We start from the raw sequence: 23,884 nt of genomic DNA, 5'->3' as shown, positions 1-23,884 counted from the left end.
AAGATTGCGATAGTAAATGAAATTATATCGACTTAATAACAAAATGCGACAATAAGAGCAACCTATTCTTAACGAAAAACCGTCCCAAAAGATCTTTTGGGACGGCTTCTTTTACCAAAAAATAAAGACACATATAAATCCAGAAATAGCTAAGTAGCTATATAAGTAAAAGACTTTTGTTCTTGTTTTTTCTTTTGTCCGAAATAGTACGATAGTTGGTTCGATTAGACCAATTGTAAGACAAAGTAAACCAAGAAGCATAAAGCCAATTGAAAGAGAATACAGGGCGATTTGTGGTGCTTGAAATGGAATCATCCATTTTAATAAAAATGCAATAAGTGCAGTGTAACAAATGCTACCGATGTATTTATTCAATGGTGTATCAGAACGGAAACCAGGAAGTTTCTTGGAAAAAGGACGGGAAACAACTTCCGTTTGTAAAGATGTATGTTCTTCAATTATTTTTTGAGCTTCTTTTCCTTTTTGGAAAAGGGATAAAATCCAGTTTCGCTCACCTTGGAAAATAAATTGAGAAGTTGTTAAATAGTGATCAACTTTTACCTTATTCCAACTCTTCCATGGATGACGCTCACACAATTTTAATTTACTTTCTGTTTTTTTATCATACTGATAAATACTTATGCCATCTTGGTCAAAAGTAGCGTAGTATGTCTCTCTTGAGAATGTGCCTAAATCAATTGGACAGTAGAAAAGTAATTCTTTTTTCAAATAAAAGTATTCTTTTCTTAAGTTCTTTTTCATTGCTTCTCGAATAGAGTGTCTTTTATCTTTCTTCATGACATTTCCTCCATAACTCAGAAAATGTTCTTATCTTAACAATTCAACATCTTATCACTTTTGACGACATATGACTAGGGGATTCATAAGAGAAATACCGAATTATAAAAAATATGGGTTGTATTGTAAAATATAGTGATTGCTTCTTTAATAATATAAAATAAATAACTTATTTTTAATAAGTTACACTTTTTTTGTTCACAATACGATCATGTTGTTGTATAATGAAGTGGAAAATAGAATATCGGTCTATCTTCGGGGCAGGGTGAAAATCCCGACCGGCGGTGATGAACAGTTAATAATTTCGTTCTAAGCCCGCGAGCCGTTAAGGCAGGATTTGGTGTGATTCCAAAGCCGACAGTACAGTCTGGATGGGAGAAGATGGAGGTTCAAGCGTTCAAAAAAGATAAGTATTTGAACGTCTGTTTGATGTGCCTTAAAATTCTCCCTTTGTGTAAATCACAAAGGGTTTTTTCGTTCTATGAAAAAATAGGCATAGCAGAACCTTTCCACTTTCCATGAGAAGATCGATGGAAAAGGAGAGAGAAAGATGAAACAAAAAAACAGTGTAGTGCAGATGGTGAGTGTAGCGATGCTAAGTAGTATTGCGTATTTACTAATGATGTTGGATTTTCCATTCCCAGGGCTTCCGCCATTTTTAAAGATTGATTTTAGTGATGTGCCAGCTTTAATTGCGGCGATAATTTTTAGTCCAATTGCAGGTGTAATTGTAGAAGCGATAAAAAATATTTTGCATTACGGGATTCAAGGAAGTTTAACGGGAGTACCAGTAGGAGAAGTAGCAAACTTTATAGCGGGATGTTTATTTATTGGTCCAGCAGCATTCTTATTCCGAAAGTATCGCACAGTAAAAAGTTTAACGACAGGATTAATGCTAGGCACAATTACTATGACAGTTATTATGAGTGTGTTAAACTACTTTATTATTTTACCAGCGTACACTTGGTTTTTAAATTCACCAGCTATGTCTAGTGATATTATGCGACAAACTATTGTAACGGCGATATTACCGTTTAATGTAATTAAAGGAATTGTTGTAACAATTGTATTTGTAGCATTATTTTCACGCTTGAAAGTATGGGTATTTGCAAAAATGAAAAATGCTTAAAAATATTAAACCATTAGCAGTTACGCTGCCAATGGTTTTTTTGTTAGTGAGAATGAAAAAGAGAGTAAAAACCCCCCTCATACTTATGAGGGGGGTTTAAAGTTAATAAAAGACTATTCGAATTTTAAAGAGTCGCCATCAAATGATTCGTCAGCAACTTTAATTGAGTCAGTTGGACAACCTTCGAATGCATCCATCATATCTTCAATTAATACATCTGGAATTTCAACGATACCTTGGTTATCGTCTAATGTTACAAATGCAATACCTTCATCATCATAGTCATAAATGTCTGGTGCAGCAGCACCACAAGCACCGCATGCGATACAAGTATCTTTGTCAACGATTGTATATTTTGCCATCTTTTTTCCCTCCTGATAATATGTATGTGAAAAGTTCGCCAAAAAATTATAACCTTATTGTAAAACGGTTTTTAAAACTTTTCAACATAAAATTATAATGATAATGCTTATCAATTAGAGTGTCAACTTATTTTTGAATTATTTCATAAGATTTTCAAAATACTTAAATGTTATTTCGTTTGATACAATAGAATATATACAAGCATGTAGTGTGAATATGATAAGTTAAATGAATAGCAGTTAATGTGCAATCGTATTGAAAAGGGAATGAAGTTAGACAGAGAGGTGGAAGCGGTAATGCAGCTACAATATACTTTATTATATTGTTTAAAACAATTGAATGGTGAAAGAACCGTTTCTTCGATTTATTATTTATTAAAAGGAAAGAGATCGTCGCAAACATTACAAGATGGGAATATGTTTCAAATTTCTTTTTTGTTTGGGATTTATAAGTCATTAAATAGAGCTGATTATGATCAAGAAGTTGCAAGGTTGTTACGAACGGATTTAGTTCAAGGTATACATGATAATACATATGTGTTAACGACTGCTGGTAACATGCAATTAAACAAATGGGAAGGTGACTTTGCCTTTCCGACGTATTTAAATGGTTTACACTATGGTGAAATAGGTGAAACGTTTTGGAGGAGATTATCATTGATCGTTCAAACCATTTCGAATTTACAACAGGCGAATACGAAATTTATTCCAATTCAACAGGATACAGAAATAATGATGTGGGTGAAACGCTTCCTCACTGGAATACCATATATGAGAAGTGAATTGGCTAAAAGATTATGGAAGGAAATGCATACTCTTTTACAAAAAAATAATCCAGTAGAGGCGACAATCGTAACATATCGGTTAACTGGGTATGAACGTATTGGGTGTACTTTACAACAATTAGCGGAAATTACGAAACAAGATATATTTCGAGTTTATTTTTTATTTTGGGGTACAATTCATTTCCTTATTCAAGAAGTTCGCAATAAAGAAAATGAGTTTCCATTATTAGCTGAAATTATATCTTATCCAAATGAGAAAGCTGATTTATTTAGCTTATCAACGAAAAAAACATATAATCTTTGGAAACAAGGACGCTCTTTAGAAGAAATAGCAACAATTCGGAATTTGAAGGTTGCCACGATAGAAGACCATTTTGTAGAAATTGCTTTACGAGAAAAAGAATTTTCTATTGAGATGTTTATGAAAAAAGAAAAAATAGAAAAAGTAACAAAAGTAATTGAAGCATTACAAACACGCAAATTGCGTGTGTTGAAGCAAGCGGTTGGAGAGGAAATCTCTTATTTTGAAGTCCGTCTTGTATTGGCGCGGATGGAGGGTATAAATGAAGCTTGAGGAATATTTATATAAGTGGTTTGGATATTCTGAATTTCGTCCGGGGCAAAAAGGAGTTATTACGGACTTATTGGAAGGGAAAGATGTTGTAGCAATGCTTCCGACTGGAAGAGGAAAGTCAATGTGTTATCAACTTCCGGGGCTTCTGCAAGAGGGTACGGTGCTTGTTGTATCACCATTATTATCTTTAATGGAAGACCAAGTTACGCAATTAAAGTATGTCGTAAAAAATCGAGTTATTGCATTGAATAGTTTTCGGACGTTAAGTGAAAAAAGAGAAGCAATGAAAAAGCTATCTTTTTATAAATTTGTTTTCGTATCACCAGAGATGTTGCAGTCGGAACTTCTAATAAGAGAATTGAAAAAAATTCATATTTCATTATTTGTCGTAGATGAAGCGCATTGTATTTCACAATGGGGCTATGATTTTCGGCCAGATTATAAAAAATTAGATAAAGTAATTGAGAGTATCGGATCTCCGAAAGTACTAGCATTAACAGCAACTGCGACAAAGGATGTACTGCGAGATATAGCGGAAAGTTTAAATCTAAAAAATATAGCTGAGCATGTGTACTCAATTGATCGTCCAAATATTGCGATGGAAGTGCAATTTGTGGAAACAATAGAAGAAAAAAAAGAGGCGCTTTTTGAGCATGTAATGTATTTGCAAGGGCCTGGTATTGTTTATTGTTCAAGTAGGGCCTGGACAGAGCGTTTAACCGAGTATTTAAGAGGAAAAGGAATTACAGGTGTAGCTTTTTATCATGGTGGTATGGAACATGAAGAGCGTATGTTAATTCAACAACAGTTTATGAATGACCAGTTGCAAATTGTAATATGTACAAGCGCTTTTGGGATGGGGGTAAATAAGGCGAATACAAGATATATTATTCATTTTCAATATCCGACAAATGTAGCTTCCTATTTACAAGAAATTGGAAGAGCGGGAAGAGATGGAGAATTGAGTATAGCCATTTTATTATGTAGTCCATTGGATCACGATTTGCCAATTTCAATCATTGAAGATGAATTGCCAAGTAAATCGCAAATACAATTTTTATTTTCGTTACTACAAGAAAGAATGTTTCAAACGAAAGTATTACCATTAGAAGATGTAGAAGAAATTTGTTATAATGCAGCAAGATTTAATGAACAGTATTGGCGTTTTACACGTTATCATCTCGAACATCTTGGAATCATACAACAGCGAAATCTCATGCTAGAGAGCTTGTCAGATGAAATAATGCACAGATTAATAGCGGAAGTGGAAGTGAGACTGCGCAATAAATATAGTGAGCTAGAAAATATGAAGTCATGGATAAAAGTTCAAGGATGTAGACGTGAATATTTATTACAACAATTCGGTTATAGAAAAGAAAAAGAGATAGAAAACTGTTGTGATTACTGTGGTATTACAAAAACGGATTATAAAAAAAGACGAGCGCAACAGTTAGTTTTCGACTATAATTGGGAAACAGAGTTACAAAAGCTTTTCGGCCTAGGGAAGATGGAGGAATGATGAACATTCAAAGGCATAATGTTGAAGATATGAGTCCGAGAGAAATAAGACTGAATCTCTACATAACACAACTAACCATTATTGGTATTGGTTGTTTACTAGCATATATATTATTTCAAGATAAAAGAGAAGTTTATAGTTTGTGGAAATGGGAACCGGTTTCTATACTTGTAATAGGTAGCTTGTTAGCGATCTGTATTGTGTTATTAGATTATGTTGCAATGCGAGTGTTTCCAGAATCTTGGTTTGATGATGGTGGCATTAACGATAGAATGTTTCAAGGAATTTCTGTCATGCATTTACTCGTTATCACGTTTATTATTGGCTTTGCGGAAGAGTTTTTATTTAGAGGTGTAGTGCAGACTCATTTCGGAATTGTAATAGCGAGTTTAATTTTTGCTGTGTTACATATTCGGTATATAACGAAGCCTTTTTTGTTTTGTTTCGTCTGCTTTATTAGTTTTGTTTTTGGTTATGTATTCGAGTGGACAGGAAATTTGTTTATAACAATCTTTGCACACTTTCTTGTTGATTTTATAATGGGGCTCCAATTAAGAAAATAAATGGAAGGTGGTGGTGAACAACATGAGAAAACGAATTCCTGATTTTGAAGAGGAGTTAGAAGTTGAGCAAGTGGAAGAAGATGAAGTTTTACCGCCGCGTAGTGAAATTCATAGAAATAAAGAGAACAAACCAAAGTTTAAAATGAATCACATTTTCGTCCGAGTGTTAACATTTTTGTTCATATTGTTACCTATTAGTATCCTATGGTATACGGATAAGTATATACAGGTAAAAAGTGATAGTAATAATGCTGAGAAAAGTGCGTTTGAAGTGATTTTCTTTGATTCAGCTCAGACTGAATCAAAGAAGCAGTCTGAGAAAGTAGCAACTCATGTTGTGAAAGATGGAGAAACTTTAGAAAGTATAGCGAAGCAATATTTCTCAGATAAAAATGGGATAGAAATAATAAAAAAGTATAATGATTTACAAGAAGATGAAGTGAAAGTAGGACAAGAATTGAAAATTCCTATAAAAGATAAGTCCACGAAGTATGAGAGCTAGCTAAATGAGTGATATAGCTGCACATAAAATTAAGGACTATACTTTACGAGGAGGGAGAGTAAAAAATATATGTCATGGATTATATTATTATGTACTCTCATATGCATTGGTTTTGTATGTCTTCTTGGAATGTATAAAGAAGCAATGCGTAATACAGTGTTGGAACATACTTTAGTATTCGAAGAATTTCCGGAAAGTTTTCAAAAAGTTAAAGTTTTTTTTATTTCGGATATTCATAGAAGGACCATTTCTAGCTCGCTAATTGAACGAGTGAAAGGAAAAGCTGATATCGTAATTATTGGCGGTGATTTAGCTGAAAAAGGAGTATCTTTATCGCAAATCTCTTTAAATATTCAAAAGTTAAGAGAAATAGCCCCTGTATATTTTGTATGGGGAAATAATGATTATGAAATTGAATATCACGAATTGGATGCTTTATTAATAGAAAATAATGTGAAGGTATTAGATAATACAAGAGTTGTATTTGAGTCTGAATTAGGAGAGAAAATTTGCTTACTCGGTATCGATGATGTTGGATTAGAACGAGATCGTTTAGATTTAGCATTGTCTGATTGTAAAGAAGAAGGTTTTCGCATTTTAATTAGTCACAACCCAGATATAATAAAGAAAATGTCTGGTAAAGAACAAATTTCGCTCGTATTAAGTGGACATACACATGGAGGTCAGATTCGGTTGTTTCCATCTGAAAAGTATTTAAAGGGTGGTGTATATAAGCATTCTAATACGACTCTCTTTGTTAGTAATGGGTATGGAACAACATTATTCCCTCTTCGTTTTCGGGCACCTTCCCAAACACATATCATTACATTATGCGGAGGAAAATAATGAAGACTTTAAATGGGACATATAATATAAAAGCTATTTCGAATATACTCGGAATTCAACCGAGTACACTTCGCGCATGGGAAAGACGCTATCATATTATTGCCCCAAAGAGAAATCGTGCGGGGCACCGTTTATATACAGAAGAGCATATTCATATTTTGAAATGGTTAATGAATAAAGTTTCTGAGGGGATGATGATTGGACAAGCAGTTCAGTTATTGGAAGGGAATCGTTTGCAGAACAACGTTCAAAAAGAAAAAATTACAGATACAGAAGTTGTTTTAGTGGACGATATACTACAAGCTTTGTTAAAATTTGATGAAATTACAACTTCTGCATTATTAAACGAGGTTTTTAGTATATATTCAACGGAAAAGGTTGTTACAAGCATCATCCTTCAAGTGGCAAACAAGTTGTTATCTTTAAAAAATAATAATGAGATTACAATGTCACAATTCAAATATGTTGTATCATTCTTACAAACACGTCTAGGAATGATATATCATAATGCGTCAGTGTATTCTTCCGTTAACAAAGTTTTCGTTTTAGAAAATAATATATTAAAAGGATTTATTTTCGCGACGTATTTACGACTAAAAGGATATCAAGCAATGTATATGGGGACAAGTTTAGATGAAGAAGGTATTTTACTAGCTATTGAGCAATTACAACCTAAATATTTGTTTATATCTTTTGATGATGAACGAGAACTTGAAGAGGCAGTAGAATTTATTGACTTATTGCAAGAAAAAAATGAAAACCTCTCTGGTGGTTTTATAGGAAGAAAAGGCATTGGAGATCAATTAAATCTTCAAAATATCCTAATTGGTAATACGAAAGAAGAATGGGATGGATGGTTAAAAATGTTAGAATAGTCGTTCGAAAAGAACCATCTATTTTCTATTTCATATAATAAAAATTAGATGCAATGGTTACGTAGGGAGGGTATGAGATGAGACTGGAACGTTTAAATTATAATAAGATTAAAATTTTCCTAACATTTGATGATTTATCTGAACGAGGATTAACGAAAGAAGATTTGTGGAGAAATGCACCGAAAGTACAGCAACTATTCCGTGATATGATGCAAGAAGCGAATAAAGAATTAGGGTTTGAAGCGGATGGACCGATTGCTGTTGAAGTATTTTCTCTACAAGCTCAAGGTATGGTTGTAATTGTAACAAAAGAAAATCACGAAGTGGATACAGAAGATGAGTTCCGTGACGAGTTTATTGAAATGCAAGTGACTCTTGATGAAAGCGAACATATACTTTACGAGTTTGCTACATTAGATGATGTAATCAATTTGTCAAATCGCTTATATAACCTTGGTGTAACTGATGGGAAGTTGTATACGTGGGATGATCGTTTTTATCTTTGGATAGAAGAAGAAGAGCAATTTCAATTATTGAAGGCGGATTTTATAGCTATTTTAGCGGAATACGGTAATCCGTCAACAGCAACAATTTACCGTATAATGGAATATGGTAAAGAATTAATGGATTCTCAAGCAATTGAACAAATATACAATTACTTTGTAAAAAAACAAAACCTCAGCTAATGTAACGTAGCTTGAGGTTTTATTTTTATTCAGCTGAAGATTGGAAAATCTAAAATCTATAAAGCGAAGTGTAGGAAACAAGACTAGCCGATCTATATTTAAAAATATAATCAGTATTTTTTGATGAAATAATTGTTTTATCGAACGTATTTTGATGAAAATGAAAAATATTTAAATATTTAAGTATTTTACTTTTCTAAAAGCAATAAAAGGACTATAATAATAGTGAAAACGCTTGCAATACAAAATAGTTTGTATATATTTGTTAGCGTTTTCTATTGCATTCCAAATTTAACGGTGTATACTAGGCAATGAAGGTTTACTAAACAAGTGAAATTACAGGGGGTTTACTTACTATGGTAGCCGAAAAGGGAACTCAAACGAAAACACAACAACAAGGGGAACAACATTTTGAATTGTTAAATTCAACACAAATTGTAATTAATGAAGCATTAGAAAAATTGGGTTATCCAAACGAAGTATATGAATTATTGAAAGAACCAATTCGTATGATGACAGTGAAAATTCCAGTTCGTATGGATGACGGGACTGTTAAAATATTTACAGGATATCGTGCGCAACATAATGATGCTGTTGGTCCAACGAAAGGTGGAATTCGCTTCCATCCAAACGTAACAGAAAATGAAGTGAAAGCACTTTCTATTTGGATGAGTTTAAAATGTGGTATTGTTGATTTACCATATGGTGGAGGTAAAGGTGGAATCATTTGTGACCCACGTGAGATGTCTTTCCGTGAATTAGAAAGATTAAGCCGCGGTTATGTACGAGCAATTAGCCAAATTGTTGGTCCGACAAAAGATATTCCAGCTCCAGATGTATTTACAAACTCACAAATTATGGCATGGATGATGGATGAGTATAGCCGTATCGATGAATTTAATTCACCAGGATTTATTACAGGTAAACCACTTGTATTAGGTGGATCACACGGACGTGAAACAGCGACTGCAAAAGGTGTAACAATTTGTATTCGTGAAGCTGCGAAAAAACGTGACATTGATATTAAAGGTGCACGCGTTGTTGTTCAAGGATTTGGGAATGCGGGTAGCTTCTTAGCTAAATTTATGCATGATGCAGGCGCGAAAGTAATTGCAATTTCAGATGCGTACGGTGCACTACATGATCCGAATGGATTAGATATTGACTACTTACTAGATCGTCGCGATAGCTTCGGTACTGTAACAAAACTATTTAATAATACAATTTCAAACACAGAATTGTTAGAACTTGATTGCGATATTTTAGTTCCAGCTGCAATTGAGAACCAAATTACAGAAGAAAATGCTGATAAGATTAAAGCGAAAATTGTAGTTGAAGCTGCAAATGGTCCAACTACATTAGAAGCAACAAAAATCTTAACAGATCGTGGTATCTTACTTGTTCCAGACGTATTAGCAAGTGCTGGTGGCGTTACGGTATCTTACTTTGAGTGGGTACAAAATAACCAAGGTTACTACTGGACTGAGGAAGAAGTAGAACAACGTTTAGAAAAAGTAATGGTAAAATCATTCGATTCAATCTATGAAACATCACAAGTTCGTAAAGTAAACATGCGCTTAGCTGCATACATGATTGGTGTTCGTAAAATGGCTGAGGCTAGTCGCTTCAGAGGTTGGGTATAATATATAATGTTTTGAGAAAACGTGATTTCCTTTTGAGGGAATCGCGTTTTTTGCTGAAGTTACTAGTTAGAGGTGTTGGATATGGATAATGAAATGATGAATCGAGTAGATTGATTAGAAGAAAGGGGAACCAACTAGAAAGTAAAATAGCAATAATTTAAAATGCCCAGAAAACAAGTGTTTTTAGAATGTTTGGAGAGGGTTTATTGCATCTGGTTGTTGGAGGATTGATTATCGCAGTAGTAATTGGAATTATTACGTAGCTTGGTGAAAAATAAAAATAAAAATAAAAAGAACGCTTGTTCTGTACGAACAAACGTGCTATACTTTCCTTAGATAAGCAAAACGGAAATGATTTTAAGGAGAGATAAATGATGAAAATGACAGTAGACCAAAGATTTATGATGCCAGCAGATGTTGTGGAACGAGTGGAAGTTTTACGAAATAATCATAGTAAGCGTGGATCATTATTACAATCAGTAAATAAGTTTTTCGGTTTAGATACGAAAGAAGATTGTGTTTGGTTTTACGGTTTTTACGGAGTGGCTGTAAGTATTGTATTATTTCTGGTATTCACATCAAATATTTTCGATTTTCTCTTCGCATAAGAAATAATGCCATAAGGACATTGCTACCGAATACATATATAAGGAAGTAAGGTAACTTTTTAGAGCGGGAGTTGGTAGTAATGGCGATGTTCCCTATTGAGCGTAATTATATTGGGTATGGAAATTCACGACCAGGAATTCCTCTTTCAAAAGTAAGATTTATTGTAAGTCATGACACAGGGAACCCTGGTAGCAATGCGATAGGAAATCGGGATTACTTTAATGAAATACAACCGAAAGCTTCAGCGCATACATTTATTGATGATAAAACAATATTAGAAATTGTCCCTATAAATGAAGTTGCGTACCATGTTCGATACAATGTGCCGACGGATAATGATTTATTCGGTTATGATGCGAATAAGGCTGCTATTGGGGTGGAACTTTGTTATGGAGGCGACGTAAACTTTTGGGAGGCGTATACTCGTTTTACTTGGTATCATGCGTATTTATGTCAAAATTTCGGTTTAAATCCTAAAAAGGCTATTGTGTCACACAAAACGTTGGATCCTACTCGGAAAATCGATCCTGAAAATGTATTAGGGCAACAAGGAATTAAATTTCAGCAGTTTTTAGCAGATGTCTATCGGATGTATGTTTCGTTTAGATGACAAATATATGAAAAATGAATACAATAAAGATAGGTGCCTACTGCTGTAAGTAGGTTTTTTCTTGTTTAGATAAATAGAGCAGAGGTAGAAGACTAGGAGTGAACCGAGTATGCAAAAAGAAACAGTTATTATTATCGGAGGCGGTCCATGCGGATTAGCAGCGGCGATTTCGTTGCAAAAAGTGGGGTTAAATCCGTTAGTAATCGAAAAAGGTAACATAGTAAATGCAATTTATAATTATCCAACTCATCAAACATTTTTCTCCTCTAGTGAAAAATTAGAAATTGGTGAAGTTGCTTTTATTACAGAAAATCGTAAGCCATTTCGTAATCAAGCGCTTGCGTATTATCGTGAAGTAGTAAAGCGTAAATCTATACGTGTAAATGCATTTGAACGAGTGGAACAAGTTCAAAAAGATGGTGATGTTTTTAAAGTTGAAACGACGAAGCGTGACGGAAACAAAGAAATATATGTGGCGAAATACATTGTTGTCGCAACTGGATATTATGATAATCCGAATTATATGAATGTACCTGGTGAGAAACTTGAGAAAGTAGCTCATTATTTCAAAGAAGGACATCCTTATTTTGATCGAGATGTCGTTGTAATAGGTGGTAAAAATTCAAGTATAGATGCGGCGTTAGAGCTTGTTAAATCGGGTGCACGTGTAGCAGTTCTATACCGTGGCGGGGAATACTCGCCAAGTATTAAGCCATGGATTTTGCCGGAATTTGAGGCGTTAGTACGAAATGGGACAATTCAAATGCATTTCCATGCGCATGTAAAAGAAATTACTGAGCATACGTTGACGTATACAGTAGATGGTGAAGAAAATACAATTCAAAATGATTTTGTATTTGCTATGACGGGTTACCATCCAGACCACAGCTTCTTAACAAAAATGGGAGTTCGGATTGATGAAGAAACAGGACGCCCGATTTATACAGAGGGTAGTATGGAAACAAACGCTGAAAATATTTTTATTGCAGGTGTAATTGCTGCGGGGAATAACGCAAATGAAATATTTATCGAGAACGGTAGATTCCATGGAGATGCGATTGCGCAAACCATTGCATCAAGAGAAGAATAAAAAGAAGCTGTCGAAATTCGACAGCTTCTTTTTTAATCGTGCATATACATATTTTGGATTGCTTCATGAGAATTTGTATTCTCTAATGCGACTAATAATTTAATACGCGCCTTTTGAGCATTTAAACCGTATGTGAATATAACGCCCATATCTTTTAATTGCTTACCGCCACCTTCATACGAATATACATCTTGAACGATACCGTTGAAACAGCGAGACACTAATACGACAGGAATTCCTTTGCCTATTAAACGTTCTAGACTTGGAAGTGTTCTTGGGGGTAAATTACCTTGTCCAAGTGCTTCAATAACAATTCCGTCTACTGGTAGTGTTTCAATTGCTGATAATAATGTATCATCCATACCTGCGTATGCTTTTAGAACGACAACATTTTTAGAAATCTGTCGTACTGTGCATGTTTCGTGATGCACTAAAGCATGATGGAAAACAACACCACGTTTTGTTACCATGCCAATTGGTCCGTACTGTGGACTTTGGAATGTCGCGACATTACTTGTGTGCGTTTTTGTTACATTTGTAGCACAATGTATTTCGTCGTTTAATACGACTAGAACGCCTTTTTTAGCAGCTTCATTACTACTAGCAACTTTTACAGCTGATAAGAAATTATATAGACCATCAGCACCTAATTCATTACTAGAACGCATTGCTCCTGTCACAACGATTGGGATCGTTGCTTGAACTGTTAAATCAAGAAAATAAGCTGTCTCTTCTAATGTATCGGTACCATGCGTAATGACTACGCCGTGAATATCATCTTGTCTTACTCTTTCGTCAATGATGACTTGTAATTGTAGCATTTCGCTAGGAGTCATGTGAGGAGATGGAAGATGGAACACATCTTCGACAATTAAATCAACATCGCCTTCTAAATCAGGAATAAATTTTAAAAGAGGATTCTTTTCACCTGGTTGTACGACCCCGGTTTCTTTATCTTCCTCCATTGCAATTGTTCCACCTGTGTGTAAAACTAGGATTCTTTTCAATGCTTATACCCCTTTCAAGTTGAAAAATACATTTAGAACATAACATGTTTTGAGTAAATTCGACAATGAAAATGTATAAAAGTATGGTTAGAAAATGACAATAAAATAAATTACTTTAATTGTGCTTCGGTAAGTGGTTATTAGGTTAGGTTTTGTTTATGGGAATTTATAGGAGGGTATATGTAAGTGTAGAGAGGGAAGGAGTGAGTTTTTTGAAAAAAGTGGAGAAAATTATAATTCGTATATTACTGATTCAATTTATTTGTCTTTCTGTCGTCCAACTGCTTTTTATACATAAATCTTCAGTGAAATATTTATCGAAAATTGTTTATTACGAGGGTGTCGTCACGCAAAATAAGGCGGAAATCTTACAGGTGAATAAGTAGTTTTCATTTTCTTCTATGATGGATTATGCTACAATAATTGAGGATTTAATGACGTGAGGCAAATGAGAAGAAGCAGGGGGAGAATACCTGCTTTTCGTTTTGTTTTTATAAGTGAAAAATGAGGTGTTACAATGGATAAACGAATTTCGATTGCTATAGATGGTCCAGCGGCTGCTGGGAAAAGTACAGTTGCAAAAGTTGTTGCGAAAAAACTTTCATATGTCTACATTGATACAGGCGCAATGTACCGTGCTATTACATATGCAGCCCTTGAACAAAAAGTGGATATTGAAAATGAAGAAAAGTTAATGAAAGTTGTAAAAAATGTAAATATTGAATTTCAGCAAGGGGAAAATACACAACTTGTATTTTTAAATGGACAAGATGTTTCTGAAGTGATTCGTACGCCAGATGTGACGAATCGAGTATCTATTGTAGCAAAGCATCGTCTTGTTCGTGAAGAAATGGTACGTCGTCAACAAGAGTTAGCTAAAAAAGGCGGCGTAGTAATGGATGGTCGTGATATTGGTACACATGTACTACCAGATGCTGAAGTGAAAATCTTTATGCTTGCTTCTGTAGAAGAAAGAGCGGAAAGAAGACATTTAGAAAATATGAATAAAGGTTTCGATTCTAATTTAGAGCAGTTAAAAGAAGAAATTGCTAGGCGTGATAAATTAGATTCAGAACGCGAAGTTTCTCCTTTGAAAAAGGCTGATGATGCATTGGAATTAGATACAACTTCTTTATCAATTGAAGAGGTTGTCCAAAAAATTATGGGTATTGTTTCAGGAGTATTTGCGAAATAAAGAAAGAGGGCTATCCTCTTTCTTTATTTTTTTTGAAATGTAAAGGATAAGTGAATTATAAGTCTCTTTTCTTGACAAATGGGCTAATTTGTAAGAAGTTAGTTACAGAGGAAAAAAACTGTCAGAATATATTCGCTATTATATTTCAAATCATACTTTCTTCAAGATGATTTTGCTGTATACTATTTATATAGGTTTAATATAGTTTCTTATGAACTGTATTGAAACAGAATATGTGATGATAAATTCTTAAACATGCAAATGAAAACATTTGTTTTCATTTCGTATATACATAAAAATGCTTTGTCAATTCTGTAGGGAGGTATTTCCATGGTAGAGAAAATGAATGAAGAAGTTATGAATTCAAAAGAATTACAAGTTGGTGACGTTGTTACAGGTTCTGTAACGAAAGTTGAAGAGAAACAAGTGCTTGTAAATGTTGGATACAAAACAGATGGCGTAATTCCGATTAGTGAATTAGCTAACGTTCATATTGAAAAAGCAAGCGATGTTGTAGAATTAGATCAAACACTTGAATTGAAAATTATTAAATTAGAAGAAGATGATCTTGTTTTATCTAAGAGAGCTGTTGACGCAGAAAAAGCGTGGGTAGAATTACAAGAAAAATTTAATTCTGGTCATGTATTTGATGTTACTGTAAAAGATATTGTGAATGGTGGGTTAGTTGTGGACCTTGGTGTTCGTGGTTTTATCCCAGCTTCACTTGTAGAGGTACATTATGTAGAAGATTTTGCTGACTATAAAGGAAAAACATTAGCGGTGAAAATTGTTGAATTAGACCGTGAAAAAAATCGTGTTATTCTTTCACATAAAGCGGTAGTAGAACTAGAACTAGATTCTAAGAAAAAAGAAGCAATCTCTTCGTTAAAAGAAGGGGATATTGTTGAAGGAACAGTACAACGATTAACGGATTTTGGTGCTTTCGTTAACGTTGGTGGTGTGGATGGTTTAGTTCACATTTCACAAATTTCACACGAACGTGTAGAGCAACCTTCTGAGGTATTAGAGCAAGGTCAAAAGGTAAAGGTAAAAGTGTTATCTGTTGATGCTGATACGCAACGTATTTCTTTATCAATTAAAGCAGCTCAGCCGGGACCTTGGGAAAATATTGATGGCGAAATAAAGGCTGGAGATATTCGTGAGGGCGTAGTAAAACGCCTTGTTACATTCGGTGCATTTGTTGAAATTTTACCTGGTGTTGAAGGGCTTGTGCATGTATCTCAAATTGCAAATCGTCACGTGAAAAATCCAAATGAAGTATTGGAAATGGGACAAGAAGTAAAGGTGAAAGTACTTGAAGTCCATGTAGCAGAAAAACGTATTTCTTTAAGCATAAAAGAAACGCTTGAAGAAAATAATGTAACAGAAGATTATAGCCAATATGAGCCAAATGCTGATTCTGCTACTTTCCAGTTAGGTGATATTATTGGTGAACAACTGAAAAAATTAAAGAAATAAAGAGGGGTACAAGTGGTAAGGGCAAAACGTAAATTAGATCATATTGAATATGCTCTTTCTACTGGTCAGTCTCGTACGCATGGCTTTCATGATATTGATTTTGTGCATCAAAGCTTGCCAAATTCAAGTTATGATACTGTAACATGTGAAACAAAAATCGGCGAACTTTCACTAAGTTCGCCGATTTTTATCAATGCGATGACTGGTGGTGGAGGAGAGCAAACATTACATATTAATGAGCAATTAGCATATGTAGCGAAACATCATAACCTTGCTATGGCTGTAGGGTCGCAAATGGCAGCTTTAAAAAATGAAAGCGAGGCGGCTTCTTATAAGATCGTCAGAAAGGTAAACCCAAATGGTATTTTCTTTGCTAATTTGGGGAGTGAGGCAACTGTCGAACAGGCAGAGCGTGCCGTTGATATGATTGAAGCGAATGCACTGCAAATTCATTTAAATGTCATACAAGAGTTAACGATGCCAGAAGGAGACCGTGATTTTACTGGTGTACTTCGGCGAATTGAACAAATTGTTTTAAACAGTAAAGTTCCTGTTATTGTAAAAGAAGTCGGATTTGGAATGAGTAAGGAAACAGTGCAACAGTTAGCGAGTATAGGTATAGCAGCAATTGATATTGGTGGACAAGGTGGTACGAATTTTGCTGCTGTTGAAAATGAAAGAAGACAGCGAATGCTTTCTTATTTTAATAACTGGGGCATACAAACAGCTACCTCGATTATTGAAGCAACCTCTACAAATAATAACCTCTCTTTTATTGCATCTGGGGGTATACAAACAGCAATTGACGTGGCGAAGGCAATCGCATTAGGGGCGAATACAACTGCGTTTGCTGGATACTTTTTACGTATTTTAATGCAAGATGGTGTTGAGAAGTTAGTGGATGAAATCGATCTTTTACATACAGATTTAAAATTTATTATGACAGCTCTTGGCGTGAAGACGATAGAAGAGTTGCAATCTGTACCTCTTGTTGTAAAAGGCGAAACATATCATTGGTTAGCGCAGCGAGGGATTGACACTGCACATTATAGTAGGCGATAAAAAATCAACCGTCCGGTTGATTTTTTTCAGAGTGTTGAGAAACCCTTTAGGGTTTCCAACACTCTGATATCTTTTGAATTTTATTAAATGAAAACAATAATAAATGATAGAAACTAAAAAAATAGCCCTTCACCTGACCCTTTTGGGTCAGGTGAAGGGCTATTTTTTTCATGTTGACACAGAAAGGAAAAAGAGGTTAAGACACAGTCTGTAAAAAATCAATGGTCCGGGCGGGAAGTTAGAAATCTATATAATTCTATAAATGGAAAAAAGAGAGAATTTATATTGTAATAAAGTTATATAGGAATATTGTGCGAAAAAGCTATGATTGAAAAAGGGGTTATAAAAATGAAGAAATGTAGAAAATGTGCTGCTGAATTATTGGAGGGTTCTTACTTTTGCCATGTTTGTGGAGAGAAACATGGTAAAAGTAAGAAAGTATTCCGCTCTATATAGCTGGTTAGCGATAAAACAAGATAAGAGATTGCTATTTAAGAGTCAAAAGAAACAAGAAGAAATTTACGATAATTTAGGGGATGAGGATGTTAATAAAAAAGGAGATAATGTATCTTCAAATAGTAAAAATACGATAGGACGCATTACATATAATAGTGAAGATGTTAATATCCATGCACGAAATATAAGAGAAGATACAGCGATTTCTGGATATAATAAAAAGATTGAAATTTCATTAACTTCAAATGCAAGAGAAGGGGATTCTAGTTCAACAACAGTACAATCAACAATTAAAACGGCGAATATTGCAATCGCAGTCGGGAATAAATTGTATAGGAATCCAATGGTGAATGCAGGAAGTGGAATAGAAGCACTAATTTTGCCAAGGGAATTAGGAGAAGACAAAAATCCATCGGAAGATTCGTATGTGAATTACTATTTTAATATAACAAATGAAGTGAGTTTAAGTAATGCTGAAGTAGTATTACTTTCTGATGAAGGAAATACCATTGTGAGTAGGGAAATTAAAGAGGAAAAAGAAGATATTGTAGGCGTGAAAAAAGAGGTTGAGCGAAAGTTAAATGAAATAGGAGAGACGGATTATGTACGTGTTGAGGTAAAGAGTAAAAATCCTTCTCTTCATACGTATTATGTTATTACATATTCTAAAAAACCAACAGGTATAGTTACGATTGATGCCTCATCAAGTGATAGGGTTTATAATGCGAAAACAAAAGAATTATATTACGAGTAGAAATAAAATAATGGTGTAAAAAGACGGTTTCGTACATTATCGAAACCGTCTTTTTGAATTGTCCATAAAAGCCCGATTGGTGTGGGCTAATAATCAGTGGGGATGGATACCCCCGCTGAAGTTTCACTTTACTTAATGCTGATTCTGCTTTCGAGCTTGCTCCGGTGTATCAAGACTTGTTGCACCGGGATATTGAAGTGATTGGTCGCGATCAGATTCAACGCGGCGTGATTCTCTTAGTTTTCGTTCTTGGCGATCTTTACCCATTGTGAGTTACACCTCCTTATTAGAAGTGTTGCTGTTATGAGAAAAACTATGCACAAAGAAAAGGGGGATTAACTTTCATAAAAAGTTCCCATAATGGAAAACATAGGAGGTGAAGTGATGGATGGGAGTACTTTTTATTTTGTTGCTTGGATAGGGTGGGTTGTCGTGACCTTTTTTATGAAAAAAGAATCTATTCGTTGGAAGATAAGTGCTTGTATATTAATTTTTATTATTTGTTCTCCGTTAAATGTGACGATTGCGTCTTTCACGATATCGGTAAATGCCCTTTTTCTTTGTATTATTTCTTTTGTAGGTATCGCGTTATATTCTATTTGGAAAAAATTATATACCTTACTTTCGGCACTTATTATTGCAATGTTATATACAAGCTTTCATTTGTTAGAAGTATATGATCCAATTTGGATTGTGGTTGATAGGTTGTTGCTGTTAAGTGGTGCACTTGTGTATGCATCGGTTTTATTGCACGGGGATCGCATATTACGATTATGCTCCTTATATATAGGGATGTTACAAGGAGAATTGCTGGTGACGCTTATTTTTCGTAAATTACATTTTCCTTATGAATACGGCAGTTTAGCTTTTTTAGATGTTGCTGCTGTTTCCACTTTATTTATGGTGATTTTACTTTGGATTACAAAGGCATCAGTATATATGGAACAATTTAAGAGGAAAACACGTAAAAGAAAGGCGAGGGTAATACATGACTGAATATACACCAGCTATTTTATGTGGCGTAATTGCAGGTACAATAACTAGGTTGTTAATGCTTCGTACCGATACGAGGCAATATCCGACGAGGCTTCACGGGAAAATTATTCATATCGCGATGGGATTAATTGCGGCTGCCTTAGGAGCAATTGCGATTCCGTCTGTTTTGAAAAAAGATTTCTCTGCAATTACATTTCTTACGTTAGCAGCGACGCAATTTCGTGATGTACGCAATATGGAAAGGAATACGCTTCAACAATTAGATGGATACGAGCTCGTACCACGTGGCAATACATACATTGAAGGAATTGCATTAGTATTTGAAAGTCGTAACTATTTGGCGATGTTAACGTCGTTTGTAACAACGTTTGCGTATATAGGATTCCATTCATGGATTGCCGGGGTAATTACTGGTATAGTAAGTTTTTTCATTGCGAAAAAATTAATGTCAGGTAAAAGACTTCATGACCTTGTAGAAATAGAGCACGTTCCACTTCGTTTTGAAGGAGCGGGACTTTATATTGATAATATTTACATTATGAATATTGGATTGCCAGCAAGACAAGAAGAAATTATGAAATATGGAATGGGATTTATTTTAAAACCGAAATCGATAGATGCGATGGTTACAATCTCAAACTTAGGACAACGTCAAGCTATTTTACATGATGTTTCGGTTGCTTTAGGAATATATAGAGATTCTGGAACGCCGGCACTTGTACCGTTAGCGAAGCGTGATTTAGAGGATGGGAGAGTTGGGATTTTTGTTCTGCCGCAAGATCAAGATGCAGAAAAAGCGATAGGGGTGATCGGAAATGTACCAACATTAGAGAGTGCTGTTCATATGTCATCAGAAGCTCCGAAAGGAAGGGGAGATAAGAGATGATGTTAGAAAGTGTTATTCTCGCAGTCATTACAACAACACCAGAGAAATTTGCAGGTGGTGCCCCTTTATTTATTTGCGAGTCGACAGAGGAACTGGAATTTGTTGCAAATAATTTAGAGGCTATTTTAGATGGTATTGCACATCGCTTACAAGATAATGTATATATTATTGTGAAACATTAGTAACGTGTGGTATAATGTGAGGTGTTTTGATACGTTGAGAAATATTCTGGAATGCAAATCCCTTCTTGCACAAAGAAGGGTTTTTTACATAATAAACAGAAGCAAGTTGAAAGGATGAAAGTATATGCCGAAACCAGTAATAGCGATAGTAGGCCGCCCGAACGTAGGGAAATCTACTATTTTCAATAGAATTGTTGGAGAAAGAGTTTCAATCGTAGAAGATATACCAGGTATAACACGAGACCGTATTTATAGTGCGGGAGAATGGTTAAGCCATGAATTTAACATTATTGATACAGGTGGAATTGATATTGGAGACGAGCCGTTCTTGACACAAATTCGTCAACAGGCGGAAGTAGCGATTGATGAAGCAGATGTTATCATTTTTATGACGAATGGTCGCGATGGTGTAACTGCAGCAGATGAAGAAGTTGCTAAAATTTTATATCGTTCTAAAAAACCAATTGTACTTGCGGTAAATAAAGTAGATAATCCAGACATGCGCGGTGATATTTATGATTTTTATGCATTAGGATTTGGCGAGCCATTCCCAATTTCAGGTACACACGGTTTAGGACTTGGTGATTTGTTAGATGAAGCTGCAAATCATTTTCCAAAGATTGAAGAAGAAGCGTATGACGATGAAACAATCCGTTTCTCTTTAATTGGACGTCCAAACGTAGGGAAATCATCACTTGTAAATGCACTTCTTGGTCAAGAACGTGTAATTGTAAGTAATATAGCGGGAACGACACGTGATGCTGTTGATACACCATATAGTAAAGATGATCAAGATTATGTAATCATCGATACAGCTGGTATGCGTAAAAAAGGGAAAGTATACGAAAGTACAGAAAAGTATAGTGTACTTCGTGCACTTAGAGCGATTGAACGTTCTGACGTTGTTTTAGTCGTTTTAGACGGAGAAGAAGGAATTATTGAGCAAGATAAAAAAATCGCTGGATATGCTCATGATTCAGGACGAGCTGTTATTATCGTTGTAAACAAATGGGATGCAGTGAAAAAAGATGAAAAAACAATGAAAGCATTTGAAGAAAACATCCGTGCTCATTTCCAATTTTTAGAGTATGCGCCGATTGTATTCTTATCTGCGAAAACGAAAAAACGTACACAAACATTATTACCAGTTATTAATGAAGTAAATGAAAGCCATAGCATCCGCGTACAAACGAACGTATTAAATGATGTAATTATGGATGCGGTAGCGATGAATCCAACGCCGACTCATAATGGTAGCCGTCTGAAAATCTTCTATGCGACACAGGTTGCGGTAAAACCACCAACATTTGTTATATTTGTAAACGATACAGAATTAATGCACTTTTCATATGAGCGCTTCTTAAAGAACCGTTTACGTGAAGCGTTCGGTTTTGTAGGAACGCCGATTCACATTATCGCTAGAGCAAGAGACTAATGGAGAGGATGTGATTTTATGACAAAAATCACAGTAATAGGAGCAGGTAGCTGGGGAACAGCGTTAGCGATGGTATTAGCTGACAATGGGCATGATGTACGTATTTGGGGAAACCGTCCTGAACTCATGAATGAAATTAATACGAAGCATGAGAACAGTAGATATCTTCCAGGGATTACATTGCCAAGCACAATCGTAGCCTACTCTTCTTTAGAAGAAGCATTAGTAGATGTAAATACAGTACTGCTAGTAGTACCGACGAAAGCGTACAGAGACGTATTGCAAGAGATGAAAGAAATTGTTACAGAGCCAATTACTTGGATTCATGCAAGTAAAGGAATAGAACCAGGTACGTCAAAACGTATTTCTGAAATGATTGAGGAAGAAATTCCAGAAAACTTGATCAAAGATGTTGTTGTACTTTCTGGACCGAGTCACGCTGAAGAAGTAGGTTTACGTCAAGCGACAACTGTTACGTCTGCAGCTAAACGTATGGAAGCGGCTGAGGACGTACAGGATCTGTTTATGAATAGCTATTTCCGTGTATATACAAACCCAGATATCGTTGGAGTGGAACTTGGTGGTGCGTTAAAAAATATTGTTGCACTAGCTGCGGGGATAACGGATGGACTTGGATTAGGAGATAATGCGAAAGCGGCATTAATGACACGTGGTTTAACGGAAATTGCTCGTTTAGGAAGAAAGATGGGCGGAAATCCACTGACATTTGCCGGCCTAACTGGTATGGGGGACTTAATTGTAACTTGTACAAGTGTGCATAGTCGAAATTGGCGTGCGGGAAATATGCTTGGAAAAGGACATTCTTTAGAAGAAGTATTAGAAAGCATGGGTATGGTTGTTGAAGGTGTAAGAACAACGAAAGCTGCTCATGAATTGGCAGAGAAAATGGAAGTTGAGATGCCAATTACAGCCGCTTTATATGACGTGTTATTCAATGGGAAAAATGTAAAAGATACAGTAGGCTCATTGATGGGACGTGTTCGAAAACATGAAGTTGAAGCGATACCTGATTTGTTATAAAAAAAGCGGTAGGAGTACATTTTGTGCCTCTACCGCTTTTTTGTTTTCTGGGTCTTTTCACCAATTTTTCATTTATGCATAGGATGAAGAGTAACTTGAGGAGAGGGTGAAAAAAATGGATAACAACATTTTTAGTAACATTGAAAAGGAAGCGAAAGTGAATAAAGAAGATATTTTTAAATTAGCATCATCTGTTCAAAATGCGAACTTACGTGATGAGAAAGTGCTTCGCCAATTGATTCATCAAGTTGCTTTAATGGCAGGACGTGAAGTGCCGAAAGAGCAAGAGGATCAAATTGTAAAAGCGATTATTAACAATAATATGCCGGCGGATTTTGGTTCGTTAAGTAAAATGTTTAAAAAATAAATTATGAGAAACAAAGAGTTTAGAGAATGCATATGATAGTTATGAAAGAATGGGAATAGAGCTGTTAAGGGCATATTTGGTCAACCGAAGCGCATCATTTTGTGCTTCGGTTTTATTATTTTAAATAAAAACCATCAATTCACGGAAAAATGATGATTTTTATTTGTTTAAAGATTTTAATTTGTTAAAATAGTATAAAAACAGATTGAAAGTAAAGGGGTGTATATATGTCGGAAGGGCTTATGAAAATGTGGTTTGCTTTAGGGGCAATTGGATTTATGTTTCTTGCAGTAAGTTTTATTTTATTAAGTAGGCATAAAATGAAGAATAAATTTTTGAAAGGGATTACAGCTTTAGTAGCGTACACCCTCATGATTGTATCGGGAATTGTTATTTTCCTTGTTGTATTTAGTGGCCCTATTGAGCAATAAAG

General features: G+C 35.0%; 28 protein-coding genes and 1 riboswitch. Of the genes, 24 read left to right on the top strand and 4 right to left on the bottom strand.

Annotated features, from left to right (window positions below):
* Positions 1-111: 111 nt before the first annotated feature.
* Positions 112-798 (bottom strand): hypothetical protein, encoded by a 687-nt coding sequence (locus tag ACE38F_RS20510; RefSeq protein WP_002149409.1) that lies wholly within the window; start codon positions 796-798, stop codon positions 112-114.
* A gap of 247 nt (positions 799-1,045) precedes the next feature.
* Positions 1,046-1,185, top strand: a riboswitch (FMN riboswitch).
* A 163-nt stretch (positions 1,186-1,348) separates the two neighbouring features.
* Here ACE38F_RS20510 and ACE38F_RS20505 point away from each other — a divergent pair.
* Positions 1,349-1,927 (top strand): ECF transporter S component, encoded by a 579-nt coding sequence (locus tag ACE38F_RS20505; protein ID WP_002011769.1) that lies wholly within the window; start codon positions 1,349-1,351, stop codon positions 1,925-1,927.
* 113 nt (positions 1,928-2,040) lie between these two features.
* On the opposite strand, the gene ACE38F_RS20500 is transcribed toward ACE38F_RS20505, so the two are convergent.
* Positions 2,041-2,289 carry a ferredoxin gene (locus ACE38F_RS20500; protein ID WP_001151994.1) on the bottom strand — a complete coding sequence of 83 codons (249 nt, stop codon included), beginning with the start codon at positions 2,287-2,289 and terminating at the stop codon, positions 2,041-2,043.
* Between the two features lie 297 nt (positions 2,290-2,586).
* Between ACE38F_RS20500 and ACE38F_RS20495 the strand changes: the two genes are divergently transcribed.
* The 11 genes from ACE38F_RS20495 (at position 2,587) to ACE38F_RS20445 (ending at position 12,591) form a co-directional block, all read left to right on the top strand.
* Positions 2,587-3,648 carry a YpbB family protein gene (locus ACE38F_RS20495; protein WP_375369790.1) on the top strand — a complete coding sequence of 354 codons (1,062 nt, stop codon included), beginning with the start codon at positions 2,587-2,589 and terminating at the stop codon, positions 3,646-3,648.
* Complete coding sequence (locus tag ACE38F_RS20490; RefSeq protein WP_215555757.1) at positions 3,638-5,167, top strand: RecQ family ATP-dependent DNA helicase; 1,530 nt, start codon at positions 3,638-3,640, stop codon at positions 5,165-5,167. Before ACE38F_RS20495 ends, ACE38F_RS20490 begins: the two co-directional genes overlap by 11 nt.
* Entirely contained in the window at positions 5,167-5,730 is a 564-nt protein-coding gene (locus ACE38F_RS20485; protein WP_375369929.1) for a CPBP family intramembrane glutamic endopeptidase, read from the top strand. The genes ACE38F_RS20490 and ACE38F_RS20485 overlap by 1 nt, the downstream gene beginning before the upstream one ends.
* 22 nt (positions 5,731-5,752) lie before the next feature.
* A complete protein-coding gene (locus ACE38F_RS20480) occupies positions 5,753-6,232 on the top strand; it encodes a LysM peptidoglycan-binding domain-containing protein (RefSeq protein ID WP_215555758.1) in 480 nt (159 codons plus the stop codon).
* Positions 6,233-6,301: 69 nt separating this feature from the next.
* On the top strand, positions 6,302-7,078 hold the full coding sequence (locus ACE38F_RS20475) for a metallophosphoesterase (protein ID WP_215555759.1): 777 nt from the start codon (positions 6,302-6,304) through the stop codon (positions 7,076-7,078).
* On the top strand, positions 7,078-7,953 hold the full coding sequence (locus ACE38F_RS20470; protein ID WP_375369789.1) for a MerR family transcriptional regulator: 876 nt from the start codon (positions 7,078-7,080) through the stop codon (positions 7,951-7,953). Before ACE38F_RS20475 ends, ACE38F_RS20470 begins: the two co-directional genes overlap by 1 nt.
* A 77-nt stretch (positions 7,954-8,030) precedes the next feature.
* Positions 8,031-8,639, top strand: a complete 609-nt coding sequence (locus ACE38F_RS20465; RefSeq protein ID WP_002158605.1) for a genetic competence negative regulator — start codon at positions 8,031-8,033, stop codon at positions 8,637-8,639.
* Between the two features lie 356 nt (positions 8,640-8,995).
* Positions 8,996-10,282: an NAD-specific glutamate dehydrogenase gene (gene gudB / locus ACE38F_RS20460; protein ID WP_000225168.1), complete on the top strand. Its 1,287-nt coding sequence runs from the start codon at positions 8,996-8,998 to the stop codon at positions 10,280-10,282.
* 371 nt (positions 10,283-10,653) lie between these two features.
* Positions 10,654-10,890 (top strand): DUF3961 domain-containing protein, encoded by a 237-nt coding sequence (locus tag ACE38F_RS20455; RefSeq protein ID WP_215555761.1) that lies wholly within the window; start codon positions 10,654-10,656, stop codon positions 10,888-10,890.
* 80 nt (positions 10,891-10,970) lie between these two features.
* Positions 10,971-11,501, top strand: a complete 531-nt coding sequence (locus ACE38F_RS20450) for a peptidoglycan recognition protein family protein (protein WP_002149378.1) — start codon at positions 10,971-10,973, stop codon at positions 11,499-11,501.
* A gap of 109 nt (positions 11,502-11,610) precedes the next feature.
* On the top strand, positions 11,611-12,591 hold the full coding sequence (locus tag ACE38F_RS20445) for a YpdA family putative bacillithiol disulfide reductase (protein WP_215555762.1): 981 nt from the start codon (positions 11,611-11,613) through the stop codon (positions 12,589-12,591).
* Positions 12,592-12,623: 32 nt separating this feature from the next.
* Here the strand turns inward: ACE38F_RS20445 and ansA are convergent, their stop codons facing one another.
* Positions 12,624-13,598: an asparaginase gene (gene ansA / locus ACE38F_RS20440; protein WP_080019176.1), complete on the bottom strand. Its 975-nt coding sequence runs from the start codon at positions 13,596-13,598 to the stop codon at positions 12,624-12,626.
* 212 nt (positions 13,599-13,810) lie between these two features.
* On the opposite strand from ansA, the gene ACE38F_RS20435 reads away from it, so the two are divergent.
* The 5 genes from ACE38F_RS20435 to ACE38F_RS20415 all read left to right on the top strand — a co-directional run bounded on the left by ACE38F_RS20435 (position 13,811) and on the right by ACE38F_RS20415 (position 18,544).
* On the top strand, positions 13,811-13,984 hold the full coding sequence (locus ACE38F_RS20435; RefSeq protein ID WP_215555763.1) for a DUF5359 family protein: 174 nt from the start codon (positions 13,811-13,813) through the stop codon (positions 13,982-13,984).
* Positions 13,985-14,115: 131 nt separating this feature from the next.
* Positions 14,116-14,793: a (d)CMP kinase gene (cmk, locus tag ACE38F_RS20430; RefSeq protein WP_341307254.1), complete on the top strand. Its 678-nt coding sequence runs from the start codon at positions 14,116-14,118 to the stop codon at positions 14,791-14,793.
* A 330-nt stretch (positions 14,794-15,123) separates the two neighbouring features.
* Positions 15,124-16,272: a 30S ribosomal protein S1 gene (rpsA, locus tag ACE38F_RS20425; RefSeq protein ID WP_215555765.1), complete on the top strand. Its 1,149-nt coding sequence runs from the start codon at positions 15,124-15,126 to the stop codon at positions 16,270-16,272.
* Positions 16,273-16,284: 12 nt separating this feature from the next.
* Positions 16,285-17,334 carry a type 2 isopentenyl-diphosphate Delta-isomerase gene (gene fni / locus ACE38F_RS20420; protein WP_215555766.1) on the top strand — a complete coding sequence of 350 codons (1,050 nt, stop codon included), beginning with the start codon at positions 16,285-16,287 and terminating at the stop codon, positions 17,332-17,334.
* A 421-nt stretch (positions 17,335-17,755) separates the two neighbouring features.
* Entirely contained in the window at positions 17,756-18,544 is a 789-nt protein-coding gene (locus ACE38F_RS20415) for a hypothetical protein (protein ID WP_375369788.1), read from the top strand.
* Positions 18,545-18,676: 132 nt separating this feature from the next.
* On the opposite strand, the gene ACE38F_RS20410 is transcribed toward ACE38F_RS20415, so the two are convergent.
* The gene (locus ACE38F_RS20410; RefSeq protein ID WP_000513901.1) at positions 18,677-18,811 is read right to left on the bottom strand and encodes a YpzI family protein; all 135 of its coding nucleotides are present in this window, start codon (positions 18,809-18,811) and stop codon (positions 18,677-18,679) included.
* Between the two features lie 117 nt (positions 18,812-18,928).
* Here ACE38F_RS20410 and ACE38F_RS20405 point away from each other — a divergent pair, with 117 nt between their 5' ends.
* The 7 genes from ACE38F_RS20405 (at position 18,929) to ACE38F_RS20375 (ending at position 23,882) form a co-directional block, all read left to right on the top strand.
* Positions 18,929-19,540, top strand: coding sequence for a YphA family membrane protein (locus tag ACE38F_RS20405; RefSeq protein WP_215555768.1), 612 nt, complete (start codon positions 18,929-18,931; stop codon positions 19,538-19,540).
* A complete protein-coding gene (locus tag ACE38F_RS20400; RefSeq protein ID WP_219917739.1) occupies positions 19,533-20,426 on the top strand; it encodes a YIEGIA family protein in 894 nt (297 codons plus the stop codon). Before ACE38F_RS20405 ends, ACE38F_RS20400 begins: the two co-directional genes overlap by 8 nt.
* The gene (locus ACE38F_RS20395; protein ID WP_002086624.1) at positions 20,423-20,608 is read left to right on the top strand and encodes a capping complex subunit for YIEGIA; all 186 of its coding nucleotides are present in this window, start codon (positions 20,423-20,425) and stop codon (positions 20,606-20,608) included. Before ACE38F_RS20400 ends, ACE38F_RS20395 begins: the two co-directional genes overlap by 4 nt.
* A gap of 124 nt (positions 20,609-20,732) precedes the next feature.
* Positions 20,733-22,043, top strand: coding sequence for a ribosome biogenesis GTPase Der (der, locus tag ACE38F_RS20390; RefSeq protein ID WP_215555769.1), 1,311 nt, complete (start codon positions 20,733-20,735; stop codon positions 22,041-22,043).
* Between the two features lie 18 nt (positions 22,044-22,061).
* Positions 22,062-23,084 carry an NAD(P)H-dependent glycerol-3-phosphate dehydrogenase gene (locus ACE38F_RS20385; RefSeq protein WP_375369787.1) on the top strand — a complete coding sequence of 341 codons (1,023 nt, stop codon included), beginning with the start codon at positions 22,062-22,064 and terminating at the stop codon, positions 23,082-23,084.
* A 115-nt stretch (positions 23,085-23,199) separates the two neighbouring features.
* Positions 23,200-23,451 (top strand): stage VI sporulation protein F, encoded by a 252-nt coding sequence (locus tag ACE38F_RS20380; RefSeq protein WP_002158593.1) that lies wholly within the window; start codon positions 23,200-23,202, stop codon positions 23,449-23,451.
* A gap of 227 nt (positions 23,452-23,678) precedes the next feature.
* Complete coding sequence (locus ACE38F_RS20375) at positions 23,679-23,882, top strand: DUF2768 domain-containing protein (RefSeq protein WP_002011815.1); 204 nt, start codon at positions 23,679-23,681, stop codon at positions 23,880-23,882.
* Positions 23,883-23,884: the final 2 nt, after the last annotated feature.

The sequence above is a fragment of the Bacillus altaicus genome, from assembly GCF_042136375.2.
GTDB classification, from domain to species: Bacteria; Bacillota; Bacilli; order Bacillales; family Bacillaceae_G; genus Bacillus_A; species Bacillus_A cereus_U.
This window is presented reverse-complemented; position numbering and strand designations above follow the sequence as displayed.